The organism is Pseudomonas sp. LAMO17WK12:I10 (assembly GCF_900215185.1).
In the GTDB taxonomy this organism is placed as follows: Bacteria; Pseudomonadota; Gammaproteobacteria; order Pseudomonadales; family Pseudomonadaceae; genus Aquipseudomonas; species Aquipseudomonas chlororaphis.
Genome location: NZ_OBDX01000038.1, coordinates 19940 through 40948, shown reverse-complemented (window position 1 = coordinate 40948; position 21009 = coordinate 19940). Strand labels below are relative to the sequence as shown.

17 protein-coding genes are annotated in these 21009 nt (G+C 64.3%); 12 read left to right on the top strand and 5 right to left on the bottom strand.

The annotated features are described in order from the left end of the window. Positions 1–36: 36 nt before the first annotated feature. From CRO75_RS28980 to CRO75_RS28965, 4 genes are all read left to right on the top strand, one after another. Complete coding sequence (locus CRO75_RS28980; protein WP_009045625.1) at positions 37–1359, top strand: MFS transporter; 1323 nt, start codon at positions 37–39, stop codon at positions 1357–1359. A 195-nt stretch (positions 1360–1554) separates the two neighbouring features. After that, positions 1555–2076: a hypothetical protein gene (locus CRO75_RS28975; protein ID WP_239990671.1), complete on the top strand. Its 522-nt coding sequence runs from the start codon at positions 1555–1557 to the stop codon at positions 2074–2076. Positions 2077–2138: 62 nt separating this feature from the next. After that, positions 2139–2687: a UDP-4-amino-4,6-dideoxy-N-acetyl-beta-L-altrosamine N-acetyltransferase gene (gene pseH / locus CRO75_RS28970; RefSeq protein ID WP_007930162.1), complete on the top strand. Its 549-nt coding sequence runs from the start codon at positions 2139–2141 to the stop codon at positions 2685–2687. Between the two features lie 117 nt (positions 2688–2804). Further along, positions 2805–3710, top strand: coding sequence for a cation diffusion facilitator family transporter (locus CRO75_RS28965; protein WP_097139860.1), 906 nt, complete (start codon positions 2805–2807; stop codon positions 3708–3710). 438 nt (positions 3711–4148) lie between these two features. On the opposite strand, the gene CRO75_RS28960 is transcribed toward CRO75_RS28965, so the two are convergent. Further along, positions 4149–4823 carry a heavy metal response regulator transcription factor gene (locus CRO75_RS28960; protein WP_007930804.1) on the bottom strand — a complete coding sequence of 225 codons (675 nt, stop codon included), beginning with the start codon at positions 4821–4823 and terminating at the stop codon, positions 4149–4151. Positions 4824–5223: 400 nt separating this feature from the next. On the opposite strand from CRO75_RS28960, the gene CRO75_RS28955 reads away from it, so the two are divergent. The 5 genes from CRO75_RS28955 to CRO75_RS28940 all read left to right on the top strand — a co-directional run bounded on the left by CRO75_RS28955 (position 5224) and on the right by CRO75_RS28940 (position 12214). Further along, positions 5224–6489, top strand: coding sequence for a TolC family protein (locus CRO75_RS28955; RefSeq protein ID WP_097139858.1), 1266 nt, complete (start codon positions 5224–5226; stop codon positions 6487–6489). 8 nt (positions 6490–6497) lie between these two features. Continuing rightward, entirely contained in the window at positions 6498–6644 is a 147-nt protein-coding gene (locus tag CRO75_RS33075) for a hypothetical protein (RefSeq protein WP_177409801.1), read from the top strand. Between the two features lie 51 nt (positions 6645–6695). After that, positions 6696–7928, top strand: coding sequence for an efflux RND transporter periplasmic adaptor subunit (locus CRO75_RS28950; protein ID WP_097139856.1), 1233 nt, complete (start codon positions 6696–6698; stop codon positions 7926–7928). A 35-nt stretch (positions 7929–7963) separates the two neighbouring features. Next, the gene (locus CRO75_RS28945) at positions 7964–11128 is read left to right on the top strand and encodes a CusA/CzcA family heavy metal efflux RND transporter (protein WP_092417729.1); all 3165 of its coding nucleotides are present in this window, start codon (positions 7964–7966) and stop codon (positions 11126–11128) included. A 627-nt stretch (positions 11129–11755) separates the two neighbouring features. Beyond that, a complete protein-coding gene (locus CRO75_RS28940; RefSeq protein ID WP_097139854.1) occupies positions 11756–12214 on the top strand; it encodes a transposase in 459 nt (152 codons plus the stop codon). Between the two features lie 1184 nt (positions 12215–13398). On the opposite strand, the gene CRO75_RS28930 is transcribed toward CRO75_RS28940, so the two are convergent. Further along, the gene (locus CRO75_RS28930) at positions 13399–14727 is read right to left on the bottom strand and encodes an OprD family porin (protein ID WP_097139851.1); all 1329 of its coding nucleotides are present in this window, start codon (positions 14725–14727) and stop codon (positions 13399–13401) included. Positions 14728–15060: 333 nt separating this feature from the next. On the opposite strand from CRO75_RS28930, the gene CRO75_RS28925 reads away from it, so the two are divergent. Continuing rightward, the gene (locus tag CRO75_RS28925; protein ID WP_097139849.1) at positions 15061–15393 is read left to right on the top strand and encodes a DUF2790 domain-containing protein; all 333 of its coding nucleotides are present in this window, start codon (positions 15061–15063) and stop codon (positions 15391–15393) included. Here CRO75_RS28925 and CRO75_RS28920 read toward each other — a convergent pair. After that, positions 15390–15899 (bottom strand): RidA family protein, encoded by a 510-nt coding sequence (locus CRO75_RS28920; RefSeq protein WP_097139847.1) that lies wholly within the window; start codon positions 15897–15899, stop codon positions 15390–15392. The genes CRO75_RS28925 and CRO75_RS28920 overlap by 4 nt on opposite strands. Positions 15900–16113: 214 nt before the next feature. On the opposite strand from CRO75_RS28920, the gene CRO75_RS33580 reads away from it, so the two are divergent. Then, on the top strand, positions 16114–17430 hold the full coding sequence (locus tag CRO75_RS33580) for a PAS domain-containing methyl-accepting chemotaxis protein (RefSeq protein WP_097139846.1): 1317 nt from the start codon (positions 16114–16116) through the stop codon (positions 17428–17430). A 236-nt stretch (positions 17431–17666) separates the two neighbouring features. After that, positions 17667–18983 carry a PAS domain-containing methyl-accepting chemotaxis protein gene (locus CRO75_RS28910; protein WP_097139844.1) on the top strand — a complete coding sequence of 439 codons (1317 nt, stop codon included), beginning with the start codon at positions 17667–17669 and terminating at the stop codon, positions 18981–18983. A gap of 25 nt (positions 18984–19008) precedes the next feature. Here the strand turns inward: CRO75_RS28910 and CRO75_RS28905 are convergent, their stop codons facing one another. Next, positions 19009–19926 carry a LysR family transcriptional regulator gene (locus CRO75_RS28905; RefSeq protein WP_097139843.1) on the bottom strand — a complete coding sequence of 306 codons (918 nt, stop codon included), beginning with the start codon at positions 19924–19926 and terminating at the stop codon, positions 19009–19011. 178 nt (positions 19927–20104) lie between these two features. Next, on the bottom strand, positions 20105–20878 hold the full coding sequence (locus CRO75_RS28900) for an SDR family oxidoreductase (RefSeq protein ID WP_009045612.1): 774 nt from the start codon (positions 20876–20878) through the stop codon (positions 20105–20107). Positions 20879–21009 lie beyond the last annotated feature (131 nt).

Here is a 21009-nt window from a genome sequence, read left to right as displayed (position 1 = left end):
GGGCGCCTTGAATTTCGCCCAACACCGAGTGGCTTTATGTCCTTTTCCCCTGACGCGCGGCCGGCGCCGTTTTCCCGGTCCGACTACAAGACCCTGGGCCTGGCGGCACTGGGCGGCGCCCTGGAAATCTACGATTTCATCATCTTCGTATTTTTCGCCCTGACCCTGAGCCAGCTGTTCTTCCCGCCGGAAATGCCCGAGTGGCTGCGGTTGTTGCAGAGCTTCGGGATCTTCGTCACCGGCTACCTGGCGAGGCCGCTGGGCGGCATTCTCATGGCGCACTTCGCCGACCGCCTGGGGCGCAAGAAGGTGTTCAGCCTGAGCATCCTGATGATGGCCCTGCCGTGCCTGCTGATCGGCAGCATGCCGACCTACGCGCAGATCGGTTATTTCGCGCCGCTGTTGCTGCTGGCGCTGCGGGTGCTGCAAGGCGCGGCGGTGGGCGGTGAAGTGCCGAGCGCCTGGGTGTTCGTCGCCGAGCACGCACCGGCCGGCCACCGCGGTTACGCCCTGGGCTTTCTGCAGGCCGGGCTGACCTTCGGCTACCTGATCGGCGCGCTGACCGCGACCCTGCTGGCGCAACTCTTCACCCCTGCGGAGATCCTCGATCACGCCTGGCGTTACCCGTTCCTGCTCGGTGGAGTGTTCGGCGTGATCGGCGTCTGGCTGCGCCGCTGGCTCAGCGAAACCCCGGTGTTCATGGCCATGCAGGAACAGCGCGACAGCGCCGTCGAACTGCCGTTGCGCACCGTGCTGCGCGAGCATCGCCTGGCCCTGTTGCCGGCGGCGATTCTCACCTGCGTGTTGACCTCGGCGGTGGTGGTGTTCGTGGTCATCACCCCGACCATGATGCAGAAAACCTTCGGCATGAGCGCCAGCCATACCTTCGCCCTGAGCAGCCTGGGCATCGTGTTCCTGAATATCGGTTGCGTGCTGGCCGGGCTGATCGTCGACCGCATCGGCGCCTGGCGCACGGTGATGCTCTACAGCCTGCTGCTGCCGCTGGGCATCGGCCTGCTCTACGGTTGCCTGATCAGCGGCGGCGCCTGGGTCGGCCTGGCCTACGCCATCGCCGGCCTTGGCTGTGGCGTGGTGGGCGCGGTGCCGTCGGTGATGGTCGGCTTGTTCCCGGCGCGGATTCGCGTCTCCGGCATTTCCTTTACCTACAACATCGCCTACGCGCTGTGGGCGAGCACCACGCCTTTGCTGTTGATCGGCCTGATGCCCTGGAGCCCGTGGATCTGCGTGATCTATTGCGCGGTGATGGGCGCGGTCGGGGTGGTCAGCGCGGGGTACTTCGGTACGCGCATGCCGAGGCTGGCAGGCAGTGGGGCGCCTGGGGTCTGTGCCGGGTCCTGAGGCGCTTTCGCGCAGCAGAAAAATTCGCCCCCGCAAACGCCTGCAGGCGCCGGGGAACGCGGGCTAGAGCCTTCGCTGCCAGCCCGCATTTTAGCCCGACCCATACCGCTGAAAGTTGTGCTTAGCCAAGGCCCATTTACCCGCTAATCTCTCGAAAAAAACGCGCGGTCCACGCGCCAGTTTTCGGGAGCTGCCTTGATCCGGTCCGCCCTTCGTTCCCTGCGTGATTTCTCCACGCTGCCCCCGCTGCTGCAGGCGGGGTGGTTGTCCTTTGCCATTGGCCTGTTCATGGCCCTGCTTCATCTGTGGATCTTCAACCTTGTCGACTATGGGCTGGACGGTGCCAACGTCGAATCCCTCAGCGGCAAGGTGCTGTATGCCGACCGTGGCGGGATGCTGATAGAGGACGCGGAGAGTGGCGAATACACCCGGCTCAAGGTGGTTCGTGGCATCAGCTATCTGAACGTCGGCCATGACCAGATCCTGGGGCGCACGCTGAGCTTCACCCACCTGCGCGACGCGGTGCTGACCTGCACCCTCGATGGCCAGGAGCTGTGCATCGCGCAATGCGCCAACGCCATGGAATGCCTGGACAGCCGCCGCGAGCGCGAGACGCCGCAGGGCATGTTGATCGTCGCGTTCGGCACCAGCCTGGTGTGCCTGGGCCTGCATGGGCTGCGCCGGCGCAAGCCCGCGTCGGGTAGCGGGATCTTTTGAATTGCCGCCGGGCACCGTTGCCCCTAGGCTGTGCGGCATCCGTTTCAGACCAGGAGCCCCGCATGCAGGTCGTGCCGATACTCGAGACTTGTGCACAGGTGCAGGCGCGCGTGCGCGAGCTGCGCAACCAGCCGGACGTGCGCAAGTACATGTACACCTCCCATGAGATTTCCGAGGCCGAGCACCGTGCCTGGCTCGACTCGCTGGCGGGCAATCCGCGGCAGTCGGTGTTCGTGGTGCTGCAAGAGGGAATCGCCTGTGGCGTGGTGTCGCTGAACGCGATCAATGCCTTGCACAAGAGCGCCGACTGGGCCTTCTACCTGGACAGCGGCTTGCAGGGCAAGGGCCTGGGCAGCCAGCTGGAATTCTGGCTGCTCGACCATGCCTTCGGCGCGGCCGGCCTTGCGAAGCTCAACTGCGAGGTGCTGGCGCTGAACCAGGCGGTGATCCGCCTGCACCAGAAATTCGGTTTCACCCTCGAGGGCGTGCGCCGGCAGAACGTCGAGAAGGACGGCCAGCGCATCGACGTGGTGCTGCTCGGCATCACCCGCGAGGAATGGGCCGCCCGGCGCCCGGATATGCTCGCGGTGATGGCGCGCCTGGGGCGCTGAAAGCCGTCATCCATAACCGCCAGATGGCAAGCGTATGACCATTGCGTCATTTTGCCGGGGCCGGCTGCCCGGGCCGGCTATCATCAGCCACGACGATTTCCACAGGTGGGGGCTTTCATGGGCGCAGGGCACAGTCACGGACAGGTTCGGGCCGGACACGAACGCAAGTTATGGATGGCCCTGGGGCTGACGGGCAGTTTCATGATCGCCGAGGTGATCGGTGCCTTTATCACCGGCAGCCTGGCGCTGCTGTCCGATGCCGCCCATATGATGACCGACGCGCTGGCGCTGGCGATCTCCCTGGTGGCGATCCAGGTCGGCAAGCGCGCGGCCGATCGCAAGCGCACCTTCGGTTATGCGCGCTTCGAGATTCTCGCCGCGGCGTTCAACGCCCTCCTGTTGTTCTTGGTCGCCTTCTACATCCTGTTCGAGGCCTGGCAGCGCCTGTCCGCACCGGCGGAAATCCAGTCCACGGGCATGCTGGTGATCGCGGTGCTGGGGTTGGTCGTCAACCTGATTTCCATGCGCCTGCTGGCCTCGGCGAGCGCCGAAAGCCTTAACGTCAAGGGTGCCTACCTGGAGGTGTGGAGCGACATGCTCGGCTCCATCGGCGTGATCGTCGCGGCATTGGTGATCATGTACACCGGCTGGGGCTGGGTCGATTCGCTGGTGGCCGCGGCCATCGGTTTCTGGGTGCTGCCGCGCACCTGGACATTGCTCAGGGAGAGCATGAACGTGTTGCTGCAAGGCGTGCCGGACGGCATCGATATCGATCAGGTCGAGCAGGGCATCCGCGCCATCGACGGAGTGACCGAGGTGCACGACTTGCACCTGTGGGCCCTGACCAGCGGCAAGAACGTGATGAGCACGCATCTGGTGGCCGACCTGGGGCGGCGCAGCGAGCAGCAGATCCTGGCCGAGGTCACCGAGTTGATGCACGAGCGCTTCGATATCTCCCATGTGACGGTCCAGGTCGAACAGGCCGGCTTTCACGAACAGGGGCACGAAGAGCACGTACATTAATCACCTGTAGCCGCTGCATCTTGCGGCTACATCCGAACCTGTAGCCGCTGCCGAGCCCGCGAGGCTGCGATCGACCGCGCAGCGGGCGCCGCTCTTGAAATCGCAAAAGGTCCTTCGGACCCATCGCAGCCTTCGGCAGCGGCTACACCGATCGCATGTACCGAACTATCGGGTTGCACCCCGTAGCCGCTGCCGAGCCCGCGAGGCTGCGATCGACCGCGCAGCGGGCGCTGCTCTTGAACTCACAGGAGGTCCTTCGGACCTATCGCAGCCTGCGGCAGCGGCTACACCGATCGCGTGTACCGAACTATCGGGTTGCACTCTGTAGCCGCTGCCGAGCACCGCGAGGCTGCGATCGACCGCGCAGCGGGCGCCGCTCTTGGGCGCGCCGGAGGTCCTTCGGACCTATCGCAGCCTGCGGCAGCGGTTACAGCGCTGTCAGTCGCGCTCTTCGAGCACGTAGCCGACGCCGCGCAGGGTGTGGATCAGTTTGCTCTCGAACGGGTCGTCGATCTTGGCCCGCAGGCGGCGGATCGAGACTTCCACCACATTGGTGTCGCAATCGAAGTTCATGTCCCACACGAACGAGATGATCTGAGTCCGCGACAGCACCACGCCGCTCTGGCGCATCAGCAGGTGCAGCAGGGCGAACTCCTTGGTGGTCAGGTCGATGCGCTGTTTGCCGCGAAACGCCCGGTGGCGGCCCTGGTCCAGCTCCAGGTCGGCCACCCGCAGCACGTCGGGGGTGGGCGACTGCTCGCTGCGCCGCAACAGGCTGCGCACCCGCGCCAGCAACTCGGGGAATTCGAACGGCTTGACCAGGTAATCGTCGGCGCCCAGGTCCAGGCCCTTGATCCGGTCCACCAGCCGTCCCTGGGCGGTGAGCATCATGATCCGCGTATTGCTGTTCTGGCGAATGCGCTGCAGCACTCCCCAACCGTCCAGCTCCGGCAGATTGACGTCGAGAATCACCAGGTCGTAGGCGTGCTGGCGGGTCAGGTGCAGGCCGTCGGCGCCGTTATTGGCGCAATCGACGACGTAGCCGCTTTCGCTCAATCCCTGATGCAAGTAGTCGGCGGTTTTCGGTTCATCCTCGATCACCAGAATGCGCATGCTGAATTAGCCTCGGTGTTTAATGCAGTGGGGCAGTCCCATAACTTCGTTGGAAGTAACGGACTGGATGATTCAACTTTAAAAGTTCTTGATTTAAACTTTCGAAGTAGCGTGCGGGGAGAAGTTGTTTCTCTATATTTCAAGTTGTTGGTTATTGCTCTTGCCTTCGGGTCGATGGCCCGGATGTTAATACACAAGCCCGTGGCAGAGCGTTTGCTAACGGATTTGTAATCTTTGCGCCACCCTGTCGATACGTACCGAAGGCTACATTTGGCCGGCACTAAATACTCACCTGTTAGTTGTTTTATGGGTGGAGTGTGAATGCGTCGTGCCGGTTCAACTTCCTCGCGCCGCAGAGCTTCCGCCGTCACTCTGTACCGGTAAGGGGCCAGAACGCGTTATGCCAACCCTCATTAAAAAACTTGCCTGGATAGTCGGGGTATTGTCCGGCGTCCTGTTGTTGGCCAGTGCCGCGCTGCAGGACGCCGCGGCGGCCGAGAGCCGGGTGCTGAACCTCGACAACGCCTTGGCCAGTGCCTTTGCCAACAACCCCGAACTGGCGGCGGCGCGCTGGGAAATCGACATCGCCCAGGGTGGTCGCCAGCAGGCCGGGTTGATCCCCAATCCGGTGTTGTCCTGGGACGCCGAAGACACCCGCCGCAGCTCGCGCACCACCACCGTCAAGCTCAGCCAGACCCTGGAACTGGGCGGCAAGCGCGGCGCGCGCATCGATGTCGCCAGCCGTGCCCAGGACGCCGCGGCGCTGGAGCTGGAACGCCAGCGCAACCAGCTGCGCGCCGATGTAATCGCCGCCTTCTACGGCGCCTTGCGTGCCCAGGAGCGCAGCGATCTGGCCGGCCGCTCCCTGGCCCTGGCCGAGCGCGGGCTGACGGTGGCCAAGGGCCGGGTGAGCGCCGGCAAGGCCTCGCCCGTGGAGGCCACCCGCGCTCAGGTCCAGCTCTCGGAAGTGCGCCTGGAGCTGAGCCGCGCCGAGATGGACCGGGCCAACGCCTATCGCCAGTTGGCGACCGTGACCGGCGCCGCCACCACCGACTTCAGCGCCGTCGCGGAGCCGGCCAGCGGGCTGCCGTCGCTGCCGCCTTCGGCGCAATTGCTGGCGCGCCTGCAACAGACCACCGAACTGCGCCTGGCCGAAATGCAGGTGGTGCAGCGCGAAGCGTCCTTGGGGCTGGAAAAGGCCCAGCGTATTCCCGACCTCGATATCAGCGTGGGCAGCCAGTACGACGCCAGCGTGCGCGAGCGGGTCAACCTGGTCGGGGTGTCGATGCCGATTCCGCTGTTCAACCGCAACCAGGGCAACGTGCTGTCGGCCGCGCGGCGCGCCGATCAGGCCCGGGATTTGCGCAACGCCGCGGAGCTGCGCCTGCGCACTGAAACCCGCCAGGCCCTGGATCAGTGGAGCACCGCCAGCAACGAAGTGCAGTCGTTCAACCAGGTGATCCTGCCGGCCGCGCAAAACGCCGTGGACACCGCGACCCGTGGCTTCGAGATGGGCAAGTTCAACTTCATCGAGGTGCTCGACGCCCAGCGCACGCTGATCAGCGCCCGCACCCAGTACATCGCCGCCGTGGCCCAGTCCACCGACGCCTGGGTGCGCATCGAGCGCATCTACGGCGATCTCGCCGGCCCCGATCGCACGCTGTGAGAACAGCGTTGTTCGTCCTGTTGGGCCTGGGCGCGCTGCTGGTCACCGATTGCAGCGTGCCGCTGCCGAGCCGGGTCGAGGAGGACTCGGCCCATTGGTGCCTGCATGAGTTGCATCGGGCGCTTGGCGATTTCTTTTTTCCACAGACCTCATGACGCGTCGCTGTTGCCGGTTGGCGCGTTGAGTCGATTTTTTCAGGAGCATGCATGGACAAGAAACGAAGCACAGCCTTGGCGTTGGCCGTGGCGGTCGCGCTCGGCGTGGCCGGGTTGATGTGGCAGGAGCTGTTCCAGGCGGCGTCGGTGGCCGCGCAGGCGAAACCCGCGGCCAAGGCGGACACGCACAAGGACGGCGAGGCGCATCAGGAAGGCGAAGAGGGGCAGTCGGAAGGTGAGGCCCATGCCGAGGAAGAGGGCAAGGTCGAACTCAGCGCCGAGCAGATCCAGGCCGCCGACATCCAGCTGGCCGAGGCCGCGCCACGGGATCTCAGCAGCTTGCTGACGCTGCCGGGGGAGATCCGCTTCGACGAGGACCGCACCTCGCACATCGTGCCGCGCGCGGCCGGGGTGGTGGAGTCGGTGGCGGTCAATCTCGGCCAGACGGTGAAGAAGGGCGAGCTGCTGGCGGTGATCGCCAGCCAGCAGATCTCCGACCAGCGCAGCGAACTGGCCGCCGCCGAGCGCCGGGTCGAGCTGGCGCGCACCACCTTCCAGCGCGAGCGCCAGTTGTGGGTCGACCAGATCTCCGCCGAGCAGGATTACCTGCTGGCGCGCCAGACCCTGCAGGAAGCCGAAATCGCCCTGAACAATGCCCGGCAAAAGATGAACGCCCTGAGTGGCAGCGCGGTGCTGGCGGGCGGCAACCGCTATGAGATGCGTGCGCCGTTCGACGGCGTGGTGGTGGAAAAACACCTGAGCGTCGGCGAGGTGGTGGGCGAGACCAGCGCCGCCTTCACCCTGTCCGACCTGTCCCGGGTCTGGGTCACCTTCGGCGTGTTTCCCAAGGACTTGAACAAGGTCCGGGTCGGCAAGCCGGTCCGGGTGCAATCCACGGAACTGGGCACCCAGGTGCAGGGCACGGTGGCCTATGTCGGCAGCCTGCTGGGCGAGCAGACCCGGACCGCCACGGTGCGGGTCACGGTGCCCAACCCGGACGATATCTGGCGGCCGGGGCTGTTCGTCTCGGTGCAGGTGGCGACCGACACCTACCAGGCCGGGGTAACCGTGCCGCAGAGCGCGGTCCAGACCGTGGAAGACAAGCCAGCGGTGTTCGTGCGCATCGCCGACGGTTTCCAGGCCACCCCCGTGGTGCTGGGCGGCAGCGAAGGCGGCTTCGTCGAGATCCGCGAAGGCTTGCGCGCCGGGGCCCAGGTGGCGACCACCGGCAGCTTCATCCTCAAGTCCGAACTGGGCAAGGGCTCGGCCGAGCACGGCCATTGATCCGCACTGAGTGTTTCCCTGGAGAGTGACTTCCCATGTTTGAACGCATCATTCAATTCGCCATCGAGCAGCGCATCATCGTGCTGCTGGCGGTGCTGCTGATGGCCGCCGTGGGCATCGGCAGCTACCAGAAACTGCCGATCGACGCGGTGCCGGACATCACCAACGTGCAGGTCCAGGTCAACGCCAGCATGCCCGGCTACTCGCCGCTGGAAACCGAGCAGCGCATCACCTACCCCGTGGAAGTGGCCATGGCCGGCCTGCCTGGCCTGGAGCAGACCCGTTCGACTTCGCGCTCGGGCCTGTCCCAGGTGACGGTGATCTTCAAGGAAGGCACCGACCTGTACTTCGCCCGGCAACTGGTCAACGAGCGCCTGCAGGTGGCCCGCGAACAGCTGCCCGAAGGCGTGGAGGCGAGCATGGGGCCGATCTCCACCGGCCTTGGCGAGATCTTCTTCTGGACGGTGGAAGCCGAGCCCGGCGCGCTCAAGGAAGACGGCACGGCCTATACGCCGACCGACCTGCGGGTGATCCAGGACTGGGTCATTGCCCCGCAGCTGCGCAACGTGCCGGGGGTGGCCGAGATCAACACCATCGGCGGCTTCGCCAAGCTCTATCAGATCGCCCCGGACCCCAGGCGCCTGGCGGCCTACAACCTGACCCTGAGCGACCTGATGACCGCCCTGGAGCGCAACAACGCCAACGTCGGCGCCGGCTACATCGAGCGCAACGGCCAGCAGTTGCTGATCCGCGCGCCGGGGCAGGTGAAGTCCATCGAGGACATCGCCAACATCGTGATCAATACCGTGGACGGCACGCCGATTCGCGTCAGCAACGTGGCCACCGTGGACATCGGTCGTGAGCTGCGCACCGGCGCGGCCACCGAGAACGGCCGCGAAGTGGTGCTCGGCACGGTGTTCATGCTGGTGGGGGAAAACAGTCGCACAGTGTCCCGGGTGGTGGCGGAAAAACTCGCCGAGATCAATCGCTCGCTGCCCAAGGGCGTGACCGCAGTCACTGTGTACGACCGCACCAACCTGGTGGACAAGGCCGTGGCCACGGTGAAGAAAAACCTCATCGAAGGCGCGCTGCTGGTCATCGCCATTCTGTTCCTGTTCCTGGGCAATATCCGCGCCGCGCTGATCACCGCCATGGTGATCCCGCTGGCCATGCTGTTCACCTTCACCGGCATGTTCACCAACAAGGTCAGCGCCAACCTGATGAGCCTCGGCGCGCTGGACTTCGGCATCATCGTCGACGGCGCGGTGGTCATCGTCGAGAACGCCATCCGCCGCCTGGCCCATGCCCAGCAGCATCACGGGCGCATGCTCACTCGCTCCGAGCGCCTGCACGAAGTCTTCGCCGCGGCCAGGGAAGCGCGCCGGGCGCTGATCTACGGGCAACTGATCATCATGGTGGTGTACCTGCCGATCTTTGCCCTGTCCGGGGTGGCCGGGAAGATGTTCCACCCGATGGCCTTCACCGTGGTGATAGCCCTTCTGGGGGCGATGATCCTCTCGGTGACGTTCGTCCCGGCGGCGATCGCGCTGTTCGTCACTGGCAAGGTCAAGGAGGAAGAAAACTTCGTCATGCGCGGCGCCCGCCGCGGCTACGAGCCGGTGCTGCGCTGGGTGATGAGCCATCGCTCCCTGGCCTTTGCCCTGGCCGTTCTCAGCGTGCTGGTCTCGGGCCTGGTGGCCAGTCGCATGGGCAGTGAATTCATCCCCAGCCTCAGCGAAGGCGACTTCGCCCAGCAGGCGATGCGCGTGCCCGACGCCAGCCTCACTCAGTCGGTGGAGATGCAGAAGACCCTGGAGAAAACCCTGCTGGCGCAGATCCCGGAAATCGAGCGGGTGTTCGCCCGTACCGGTACCGCCGAGATCGCCTCGGACGTGATGCCGCCGAACATTTCCGATGCCTACCTGATGCTCAAGCCCAAGGCGCAATGGCCGGACCCGGGCAAGTCGCGCGAGGCGATCATTGCCGACATCGAACGGGTCAGCAACAGCCTGCCGGGCAACGTCTACGAGCTGTCGCAACCGATCCAGCTGCGCTTCAACGAACTGATTTCTGGGGTGCGCAGCGATGTCGCGGTGAAGGTCTTCGGCGATGACATGGCGGTGCTGAACAAGACCGCCGAAGAGATTTCGCAGACCTTGCAGAAGATCGACGGCGCCGCCGAAGTGAAGGTGCAGCAGACCACCGGCCTGCCGGTGCTGACGGTGAATGTCGACCGCGACAAGGCCGCGCGTTTCGGCCTCAACGTCGGCGATGTGCAGGACGCCGTGGCGATTGCCGTGGGCGGGCGCAAGGCGGGCATTTTGTATGAGGGCGACCGGCGCTTCGACATGCTGGTGCGCATGTCCGATGCCCAGCGCACCGATATCGACGGGCTGTCGCGCCTGCTGATTCCGGTGGCCGCCGCCGCGGGCAGCGTCAACGGGCAACTGGGTTTCATCGCCCTCTCGGAAGTCGCCAGCGTCGACCTGGTACTCGGCCCGGCGCAGGTCAGCCGCGAGAACGGCAAGCGCCTGGTGATCGTCAGCGCCAACGTGCGTGGGCGCGACATGGGTTCCTTCGTCGAAGAGGCGACCCGGGCCATTGGCGACCAGGTGAAGATCCCGACCGGCTACTGGATCACCTGGGGCGGCCAGTTCGAACAGTTGCAGGAAGCCTCCAAGCGCCTGGAGATCGTGGTGCCGGTGGCGCTGCTGCTGGTGTTCGGCCTGCTGTTCATGATGTTCAACAACCTCAAGGACGGGCTGCTGGTGTTCACCGGGATTCCCTTCGCCCTGACCGGCGGGATCATGGCCCTGTGGCTGCGCGACATCCCGCTGTCGATCTCGGCGGGGGTGGGCTTCATCGCGCTGTCGGGGGTGGCGGTGCTCAACGGCCTGGTGATGATCGCCTTTATCCGCAACCTGCGCGAAGACGGGCGGATGCTCGCCGCGGCGGTCAACGAAGGCGCGCTGACCCGCCTGCGCCCGGTGCTGATGACCGCGCTGGTGGCGTCGCTGGGGTTCATCCCCATGGCCCTGGCCACCGGCACCGGCGCCGAAGTGCAACGGCCGCTGGCCACCGTGGTCATCGGCGGCATCATCTCCTCCACCGCCCTGACCCTGCTGGTGCTGCCGGCGCTGTACCACTGGGCGCACCGCAAGGAAGAAGAACAGGAACTGCAGGACCTGCTGAACGACTGACCCGCGACTGGCGTCAACCAACCCCGACTGCGTCATACGCAGGCGGGGTTTTGTTTATCCAGAGAGCACACCCTGTAGCCGCTGCCGCAGGCTGCGAAAGGTCCGTAGGACCTCCTGCGATTTCAGAAGCGGCGCCCGCTTCGCGGTCGATCGCAGCCTCGCGGGCTCGGCAGCGGCTACAGGCCGATGTGTAGCCGCTGCCGAAGGCTGCGAAAGGTCCGCAGGACCTCCTGCGATTTCAAGAGCGGCGCCTGCTTCGCAGTCGATCGCAGCCTCGCGGGCTCGGCAGCGGCTACAGGGGGCAGATGTGTAGCCGCTGCCGCAGGCTGCGAAAGGTCCGCAGGACCTCCTGCGATTTCAGAAGCGGCGCCTGCTTCACGGTCGATCGCAGCCTCGCGGGCTCGGCAGCGGCTACAGGGGGCAGATGTGTAGCCGCTGCCGCAGGCTGCGAAAGGTCCGCAGGACCTCCTGCGATTTCAGAAGCGGCGCCTGCTTCACGGTCGATCGCAGCCTCGCGGGCTCGGCAGCGGCTACAGGGATCTGGAAACATCTGCTGAAAGAGTGCTCCCGCATGCGAAAGCATGAGCAGCTAGGTTGAGGTAAATGACCTGTATGGAGAGCAAAGGAATGCTTGTCCACTCCAATGGCTACCGCCTACTCAAAGGACGGGTATCGGAAGCCGGCCGTATCTATTCGATTACCGTCGTGACCCACCAACGGCGACCCTTGTTTCGCGACTTTTGTGTTGGCCGCCTGGTGGTTGATCAGCTCAAGCAAGTCGACGAAGCCGATCACGTACGTTCACTGGCTTGGGTTGTCATGCCTGACCATCTTCACTGGCTATTTGAACTGCGAGACAGATCTTTGGGAAAGGTGATGTGCCGTTTCAAATCCAGAAGCAGCCTGCAGATCAATCAACACTTCGGCTGTCAGGGCCGTCTCTGGCAAAAGGGCTATCACGACTGTGCCCTGCGCAAGGAAGAAGACCTGAAGGCCATCGCCCGCTACATCATTCTCAATCCGGTGCGAGCAGGGCTCGTTCAACGTCCCGGCGACTATCCCCTCTGGGACGCCATCTGGCTTTGATGTAGCCGCTGCCGCAGGCTGCGATGGTCCGGGCCACGCTGGTCGCAGGACCTCCTGCGATTTCAAGTGCTGCGCCCGCTTCGCGGTCGATCGCAGCCTCGCGGGCTCGGCAGCGGCTACGGGGGCAGATGTAGCCGCTGCCGAAGGCTGCGAAAGGTCCGCAGGACCTCCTGCGATTTCAAGAGCTGCGCCCGCTTCGCAGTCGATCGCAGCCTCGCGGGCTCGGCAGCGGCTACGGGGGCAGATGTAGCCGCTGCCGCAGGCTGCGATAGGTCCGCAGGACCTCCTGCGATTTCAAGAGCTGCGCCCGCTTCGCAGTCGATCGCAGCCTCGCGGGCTCGGCAGCGGCTACGGGGGCAGATGTAGCCGCTGCCGCAGGCTGCGATAGGTCCGCAGGACCTCCTGCGATTTCAAGAGCTGCGCCCGCTTCGCAGTCGATCGCAGCCTCGCGGGCTCGGCAGCGGCTACGGGGGCAGATGTAGCCGCTGCCGCAGGCTGCGATAGGTCCGCAGGACCTCCTGCGATTTCAAGAGCTGCGCCCGCTTCGCGGTCGATCGCAGCCTCGCGGGCTCGGCAGCGGCTACAGGGGGCGTGGGGGCAAAAAAAAAGCGTCCCATGCGGGACGCTAAAAATTCATCTCTTTCCAAAGGAGCATTCGAAAAAACGCTTCAGAGATGAATGTGCTCGGGGTGGGCCGGCGTCAGCGGGAGGCTGTGCATGCCTGGGGCCCTGCGGTTCTGTGAGGGGCGCCGCCGGTTGCGCCGTTGTGGTTGTTTTCGCCGTTGTGCTGTTGCTGGCCGAGCCAGAATTGTTCCAGGGCATGCCGGGCGCGTTCGCTGCTGTTATCGCTGGGAAGCGCGCTGGGCTGGCCAGGCGGAGTCAGGTGGGCAGGCTTCAAGACATGATCTCCCGCAAGTGGCTGGCCGCCAGCGAAGCGCTGTCGGCTCGGGCATGCGGGCAAGTATACGAAGGCCAACCTGACGAGAAGGTGAGGGCGATATTACAGTTCTGAAAGACAGGCGTCTGTGAAGAAGTTTTAACGTCGGGCGGGCTTAGGCTCTGTCCGAAAAGTGGCTGCACGTTGGGCGCCTTCGGCGCTATGCAGGTCATGCTGCGTTAAAAACAGCCTGACCTTCGCTCGCCGATTTTTCGGACAGACCCTTGCACCCGCCCGGCGCAAGGGCTCAGAGAATGGCCAGCGGGTATTCGACGATCAGGCGGAATTCCTCCAGGTCGGATTCGAAGCTGCTGGAGCGCACGGTGGCCTGGCGGATGCGCAGCGACAGGTCCTTGAGGGTGCCGCCCTGCACCACATACTTGGCTTCGATATCGCGTTCCCAGCGGCGCTGGTCGGTCAGCGGATTGCCGTCCGCGTCGCGGCGCATGTACACCGCGTTGGCATTGCTGTAGTCGGCGTCGCTGCCTTTGCCATAGCGGGTCATGAACGACAGGCCGGGGATACCCAGGGGTTGCATGTCGAGGTCGTAGCGGACCATCCACGAGCGTTCCTTCGGCGAGTTGAAGTCGCTGTACTGGATCGAGTTGTCGAGGAAGATCGAGTCCGACTGGCGCAGGTAGTCGAAGTCGTCGTCGCCGTTGTTGCGCTGGTGCGACAGGGACAGGGTGTGGGCGCCATAGGTGGCGCCGACCTTGGCGCTCCAGATGTCGTTGTCGAACTTGCCGAGCAGCTTCTTGCCCTCGTCCACCGCCTTGTAATAGTTGAACCCGGCGAACAGCGAGAACTGGTCCGAGATCGGCCAGGTCGCCGCGGTGCCGAAGTAGTACTGGTCCCAGGCGTCCTTCAGGCGGCTGCTGTAGAGGCTGAAACTGAGGTGCTTGTTCAGGCTGTAGTCGCCGCCGAAGTAGGCGACCCAGGGCGAGTCGACCTTGCCGGCATAGAAGGTGGCGAAACCGTCGCGCAGGCTGCTGCTGTCGGGCTGGCTCATGCTGTGCAGGCGCCCGCCCTGGAGGCTCAGGCCGTCGATGCTGGTGTTCTCGAAGGTGGCCCCGCGAAAGCTTTCCGGCAGCAGGCGCGAGTCGCCGTAGTGCACCACCGGGGGTTTCGGGAAGACGTCGCCAACCTTGATCACGGTGTCGAGCAGGCGCATTTTCGCCGCGCCGCCGACCTTGCTGTAGTTGTCAGCCGGGTGGTTGTCGCTGTCCACCGGCAGCATGCCGAACGACCCGCGACCGCCACTGCGGCCGGCGCCGGAGTCGAGCTTGAGGCCATACATGGCAAAGGCATCGAGGCCGAAACCGACGGTGCCCTGGGTAAAGCCGGATTCGAACTTGCCGATCAGCCCCTGGGCCCAGGCCTGCGAATAACCGTTGCCGGTGGGGCTGGACTGGCCCTTGCGATCGTCGCGATTGAAGTAGTAGTTGCGGGCCAGTACGTTGAGGCTGCTGCCTTCGATAAAGCCTTCGGGCTGGTCGTCTGCCGCGTTCACGGCCAACGGGCTGAGCCCCAGTACCGCGCAAAACACGGACAGGGACCAGCGGGTTTGAGTGCGCATGTTGTTTGCTCCTGGATATGGGCAGCTATCAGCTGTTATGTCGCCTGGGGCGTTCTTGTTAGTTGTACTCGCGAACCGTCTGGTTAACGGCTGGAGTCAGCGTCGATAGTTGCAAACAACAGATAACGCGGAGGTGACCCGGTTATTACAATTCTGCAAGGATAAAAGTTGTAAGTTGTATTTGGTTTTAGTTGGAGGCCTTGTTTTATATGGGGTTTTCTCAAGGGCAAGAAGCGGTCTCGGGTTTATTACATATAAGTAATCTATCCGTGATCTTCCCGACAGGGGCCGCTGGTTATCCTCGTTGCAACTAACCAGAACGAGGAAACAGTCATGAAGTTATTTAAATTGAGTATCGCCGCCCTGGTACTTTCCTTGTCGTCCCTGGCCATGGCCGAAGGCGGCGGCGACCGCACCTTCGACCGCGCCATGCAGGCGAACGAGCGGGCCATGGCGGCCTACGCGGCGAAACAGGGCAAGGAGGCGCCGGTGGTGGAAAACTATCGCTACGGCATGCCCCTGGACATCCAGAAGGTGGTCAGCGTGACGCCACCGGCCAAGGCCTGCAACCCGGTGCCGTCACGCATGACCTATGAGGATTCGGCCGGGCAGCTCAAGACCCTGGAGTATCAGGTGATGGGCCAGTGCCGCACCAATGGCAGTTAATCCTCAGTGTCCTCATGGGGCGCGGGAAGCGGTTCGAGGGCCACGATCATGTCGATTTCCACCGCGGCATTCTTCGGCAGCTGATAGACCCCGAGGGACGTGCGGGTGTGCACCCCGGCCTCGGCAAAGATCGAATAGAGCACTTCGGAGGCCGCGTCGGCGACTTCGCTCTGCTGGGTGAAGTCGGCGGCGCTTTGCACATAGACGTTGAGCCGCAGGACTTTTTTCACCCGCTGCAGATCGCCCAGCAACTGGGCGAGGATCGCCAGGGCACGCATGGTGCAAATACGTGCGGCATACCGGCCGTCTTCCAGCGAAACATCACCACCGACCCGCCCGACCACCTTCACGGTGTTGTCGATGCGTGGGATCTGCCCGCTGACGTACACCTCGTCGCCGTTCTGCACCGCGGGCACGTAGTTGCCGCCGATGCGCATTTCACCGTCGAAAGCGTGTCCCAGACGCGTCGCCACCTGGTCGAACAGGGCCTTGCGTGAAGCCTCCATAGATTGCACTCCGTCGATTGCCGTTGATTTTCCAGAGCACGACTATAGCCCTTCTTCCGGGCTCCGGATCATGGCTCGTAGCCCCGCAGGGCCGGGGCCTGAGGCGTTTCAAAGTTTTTTGGTCGGATATGTCTTATGGGGTCTTCAGAAAAATACTCAAGCGCCGATGGCTAGAGACAATGCTGCCCACTATTACTGCCCATCGGTGCATCCCATGTTCAACAAAAGCTTGAAGCAAGAGCTGTTGGCTCTACGCGAAGAACTCTCGAGCCTCCAGCAAGTGAAGGACAGTCTCGACAGCGAAATGCTGGTGCTGATTCTCGATCCCGATGGACGCATTTTGTCGGCCAACGACAACTTCAACCAGGAAATGCTCTACAGGGGCAGCGAACTGGTCGGTCGTCACATCGAGGACATCGTGCCGGCCCACGTCAAGACCGATGAATTCCACCACCGTTTCAAGGCGACGCTGACCCGTGGCGAGCATTTTGCCGGCGCGGTACGCCTGCTGCGCGGTAATGGCCAGGAAGCCTGGCTGCGCTCGATCTCCCAGCCGGTTCGCGATTCCCAGGGGCGGATCAAACAGTTCTCGATCTACTCCAGCGACCTGACCCGCACCATCGAAGCCTCTCGCGAGCACGAGAACCTGATCGGCGCGCTGGTCCGCTCCACGGCGGTGATCGAGTTCGACCTCGACGGCAACGTGCTGGCGGCCAACGAGCGCTTCCTCAGCGCCATGGGCTACAGCCTGGCGCAAATCCAGGGCAAGCATCACCGTACCTTTTGCGAGCCCGAGGAATACAACAGCGCCGAGTACCAGGCGTTCTGGAAGCGCCTGAACGCCGGCGAGTTCGTCGCCGGGCGGTTCAAGCGTATCGACAGCTACGGCCGCGTGGTCTGGCTCGAGGCTTCCTACAACCCGGTGGTCGATGCCAACAACCGGCTGTACAAGGTGGTGAAGTTCGCCACCGTGATCACCGACCAGGTGAACCAGGAGCAGGCAGTCGCCGAGGCGGCGAACATCGCCTACAGCACCTCCTTGCAAACCGACAACAGCGCCCAGCGCGGCACCACCGTGGTGACCGAGGCGGTGAGCGTGATGCGCGACCTGGCCAAGCACATGCAGCAGGCCGGCGAAGGCATCGAGGCGCTGAACGAGCAGTCGCTGGTGATCGGCACCATCGTCAAGACCATCAGCGGCATCGCCGAGCAGACCAACCTGCTGGCGCTCAACGCGGCGATCGAAGCGGCGCGCGCCGGTGAACAGGGACGCGGCTTTGCCGTGGTGGCCGACGAAGTCCGGCAACTGGCCTCGCGCACCAGCAAGGCCACCGACGAAATCGTCGGCGTGGTGCGGCAGAACCAGGACATGGCGCGCGAGGCCGTGGCGCTGATGACCGATGGCAAGGCCCAGGCCGAGCAGGGCCTGGCCCTGGCCGCCGAAGCCGGCACGGTGATCGTCGAGATCCAGGACGGCGCGCAGAAGGTGGTGAACGCCGTCGGCCAGTTCGCCAGCCAATTGTCCAACTGAGTCCTGTCCCGGACCCGGCGTCAGGCCTTTTCCAGGCCATGACGTCGGGTGCCGAGTGGCCGCCAGGTCGACGGCCACGATCTGCTCCAACGCCAGCGCGCCCTGCGCGGGCGGTTAGGAAGTTTCCTGTCTCTATGGAAGATAAATCCTAAAGAGCCTTGAGCGCGTCAAGAACGCGTTCCCAACGCCGATGGTGAGGCTGCTGCAGTCTCCAATCACAGGCTATCGGTGTATCCATGTTCAATAAACGTTTGAATCAGAAGCTCCTCGCGTTGGGTGAGGAGTTTCGTGCGCTCGAGCAGGTCAAGGAAGGTTTCGAGCGCACCCTGCTCAGTGTCCATCTCGATCCGCAGCGCCGGATCCTGGTGGCGAACCGCAACTTCACCCAGTGCCTGCAGTATTCCCAGGAAGCGCTATTGGGCTGGCCCATCGACAATCTGCTGCCGGACGATGCCCGGCCCGAAGAGGCGCACTCGCGTTTCATGACGGCGCTGGCACGCAGCGAGCCTTTCGACGACACCCTGCGCCTGCGTCGTGGCGACGGTCATGACGCCTGGCTGAGGGTGATCCTGCAGCCGATCTTCAGCACCGAGCGGCAACTCAGGTCCTTTTCCCTGATCGCCAATGACCTGACCGAAACCGTGGAGACCGCCTGCGAGCACGACAACCTGATCGCGGCCCTGCTGCGTTCGACCGCGGTGATCGAGTTCGACCTCAAGGGCCGGGTACTGACCGCCAACGAGCGGTTCCTGAGCTGCATGGGCTACAGCCTCGAGCAGATCCTGGGCCAGAACCACAGCCTGTTCTGCGAGCCGCAGGAGTACAACAGTCCGGCCTACAAGGTGTTCTGGGAGCGACTGAATGCCGGCGAGTACGTCGCCGACCGCTTCAAGCGCATCGACAGTCTCGGCCGCGTGGTCTGGCTCGATGCCTCGTACAACCCGGTGGTCGATGCCAACGGCAAGCTCTACAAAGTGGTGAAATTCGCCACGGTGATCACCGAGCAGGTCAAGCAGGAGCAGTCCGTCGCCGACGCCGCGGAGATCGCCTACACCATCTCGCAGCAGACCGACAGCAGCGCCCAGCGCGGCTCTTCGGTGGTGACCGAAGCGGTGCAGGTGATGCGCGACCTGGCGACCCACATGCAGCAGGCCAGTGACAGCATCGAGGCGCTGAACGAGCAGTCGCGGGTGATCGGCAGCATCGTCAAGACCATCAGCGACATTGCCGAACAGACCAACCTGCTGGCGCTCAACGCGGCCATCGAAGCGGCCCGCGCGGGTGACCAGGGGCGCGGCTTCGCGGTGGTGGCGGACGAGGTCCGGCAACTGGCCTCGCGCACCAGCAAGGCCACCGACGAGATCGTCGGCGTGGTCCGGCGCAACCAGGACATGGCCCGCGACGCGGTGGTGCTGATGGCCGACGGCAAGACCCAGGCCGAGCAGGGCCTGGGCCTGGCCGCCGAAGCCGGCACGGTGATCGTCGAGATCCAGGACGGCGCGCAGAAGGTGGTGAGCGCCGTCGGCCAGTTCGCCCATCAGTTGTCCGGCTGATGGGTTGGCATGGAGGGGCCCGCTGTCAGTCCTGCCGGTTGTTTTCCAGATGGGGCGCGATCAGGGTTTCGAACCATTCGATAAAGGCGTTCAGCCGGCGCGAGCGATGGTTGCGATTGGGATAGAGCGCGGAGATCGCCATGGACGCGGGGCGAAAACCGGGCAGGACTTCCACCAGTTCGCCCCGCTCGAGCAGGTACTGCACGTCGAAGCGCGGGATCTGGATCAGGCCCAGCCCGGCCCGGCAGCAGGCGATGTAGTTTTCGGCGTTGTTGACGATCACCCGGCTGGGCAAATTCAGTTCCAGCTCGTGACCTTCGGCCAGGTATTCCCAGGGCTGTTCGCGGCCCGTGCTGGGGGAGCCGTAGCCGACCATCCAGTGACCGTCGGCCAGGTCGCCCGGCGTTTGTGGCTGGCCGTGCCGGGCCAGGTAGGCGGGGCTGGCGCAATTGATCAGGGCCAGGTGGCCCAGGCGCCGGACGATCAGGCTGCTGTCGCCCAGGGCGCCGACGCGGATCGCGCAATCCACGCCTTCCTGCACCAGGTCGATGGAACGGTCGGTGGAACCCAGCGCCAGCTTCAGGCTGGGGTAGCGGGCGAAAAGTTCGGGCAGGGCGGGGGCGATGAGGCGCCGGGCAATGCGGCTGGGCACGTCGACATTGAGCCGGCCACAGACGTCCAGTTGACGGGTGTGAAACAGCTGCTCGAGTTCCACCGCATCGCTCAGCAACAGGCGCGCGCGCTCCAGCAGGACCGCGCCGTCGGCGGTCAGCTGAACCTGGCGCGTGGTGCGGTGCAACAGGCGCGTGGCGAGGGCGGTTTCCAGTTGCTGCACCGCCGCCGAGACGGTAGCCCGGGGCAGTTCAAGGGCGTGCGCGGCCTTGATGAAACTACCCATGTCAGCCACCTGGATGAATACACGGTACTGCTCGAGCTTATCCATGGATGGGGCATTGTTCCGGAGCTTGTGGGTGGTGCGCTGGGTACTGTTGTAGGTGCGAGCAAGCTCGCTCCTACGGGATCATGTCGCACCTGATGGCGATCTTTTGCAAACGCCAATCTACCTCGCCCCTTGGCGGATTACTCGGGTCGATGACAACCGTCGATCAGAAGGACGGGCCTCACTTGGTGGTGTAGCCACCGTTGATCAGCAGGGTCTGGCCGGTGATCCACCAGCCGTCGGTGACCAGATGACGGATGAAGGGCACCACGTCCTTGATGTCGGTCAGGCCGGTCTTGCTGAAGCCGGACAGCGCCGCGGCGGTCTTGTGGTAAGCCACGGCGTCCGCGCCCTCGGCCGGGTAGAAGAATGGCGTGTCCATCGGCCCAGGACCTACGGCTGTCACCGAGATACCGCGGGCACCGAATTCCTTGGAGGCGGCGCGGGTAAAGTGTTCCACCGGAGCCTTGGCCCCGCCGTAGGCGGCATAGAAGGGCGTGTAGGCGCCGAGCAGCGAGGTCACCAGCGACACCAGCTTGCCGTGGTCCTCCAGGTGCTTGCCGGCTTCCTTGATAAAGAAGAACGCGCTCTTGGAGTTGACCGCGAACATGTCGTCGTACTCGGCTTCGCTGATCTCGACTATGGGTTTTTTCAGGACCTTGCCCACGGTGTTGATGGCGATGTCGATCTTGCCGAAACGCGCCTTGGCGTCGCTGAAGAGTTGCTCCACGGCCGCGGCGGCGGTCAGGTCGGCCTGCCAGGCATGGGCATCGACATCCAGGTTCTTGATCGCCGCCACGGTCCGGTCGGCGTCGGCCTTGCTGGCGGCGCTGTTGTAATGCACGGCGATGGCCTTCACGCCATGGGCGGCCAGGTCCCGGGCGATCAGGCCGCCCAGGTTCTTCGCGCCACCGGCGATCAACGCCACTTTATTGTTCAAGGAATGGTCTGCCATGGAAAAGCTCCTTCAGCCTGTGAGGTGAAGGCCCAGTCTAAGCAGCCGCGAGTCAGGGATAAGCCCAGTCAATCTGGATGGATTGTCCAGGGAAATTGGCCAATCCCGACTGCGGTGCCGGACCGGGATGC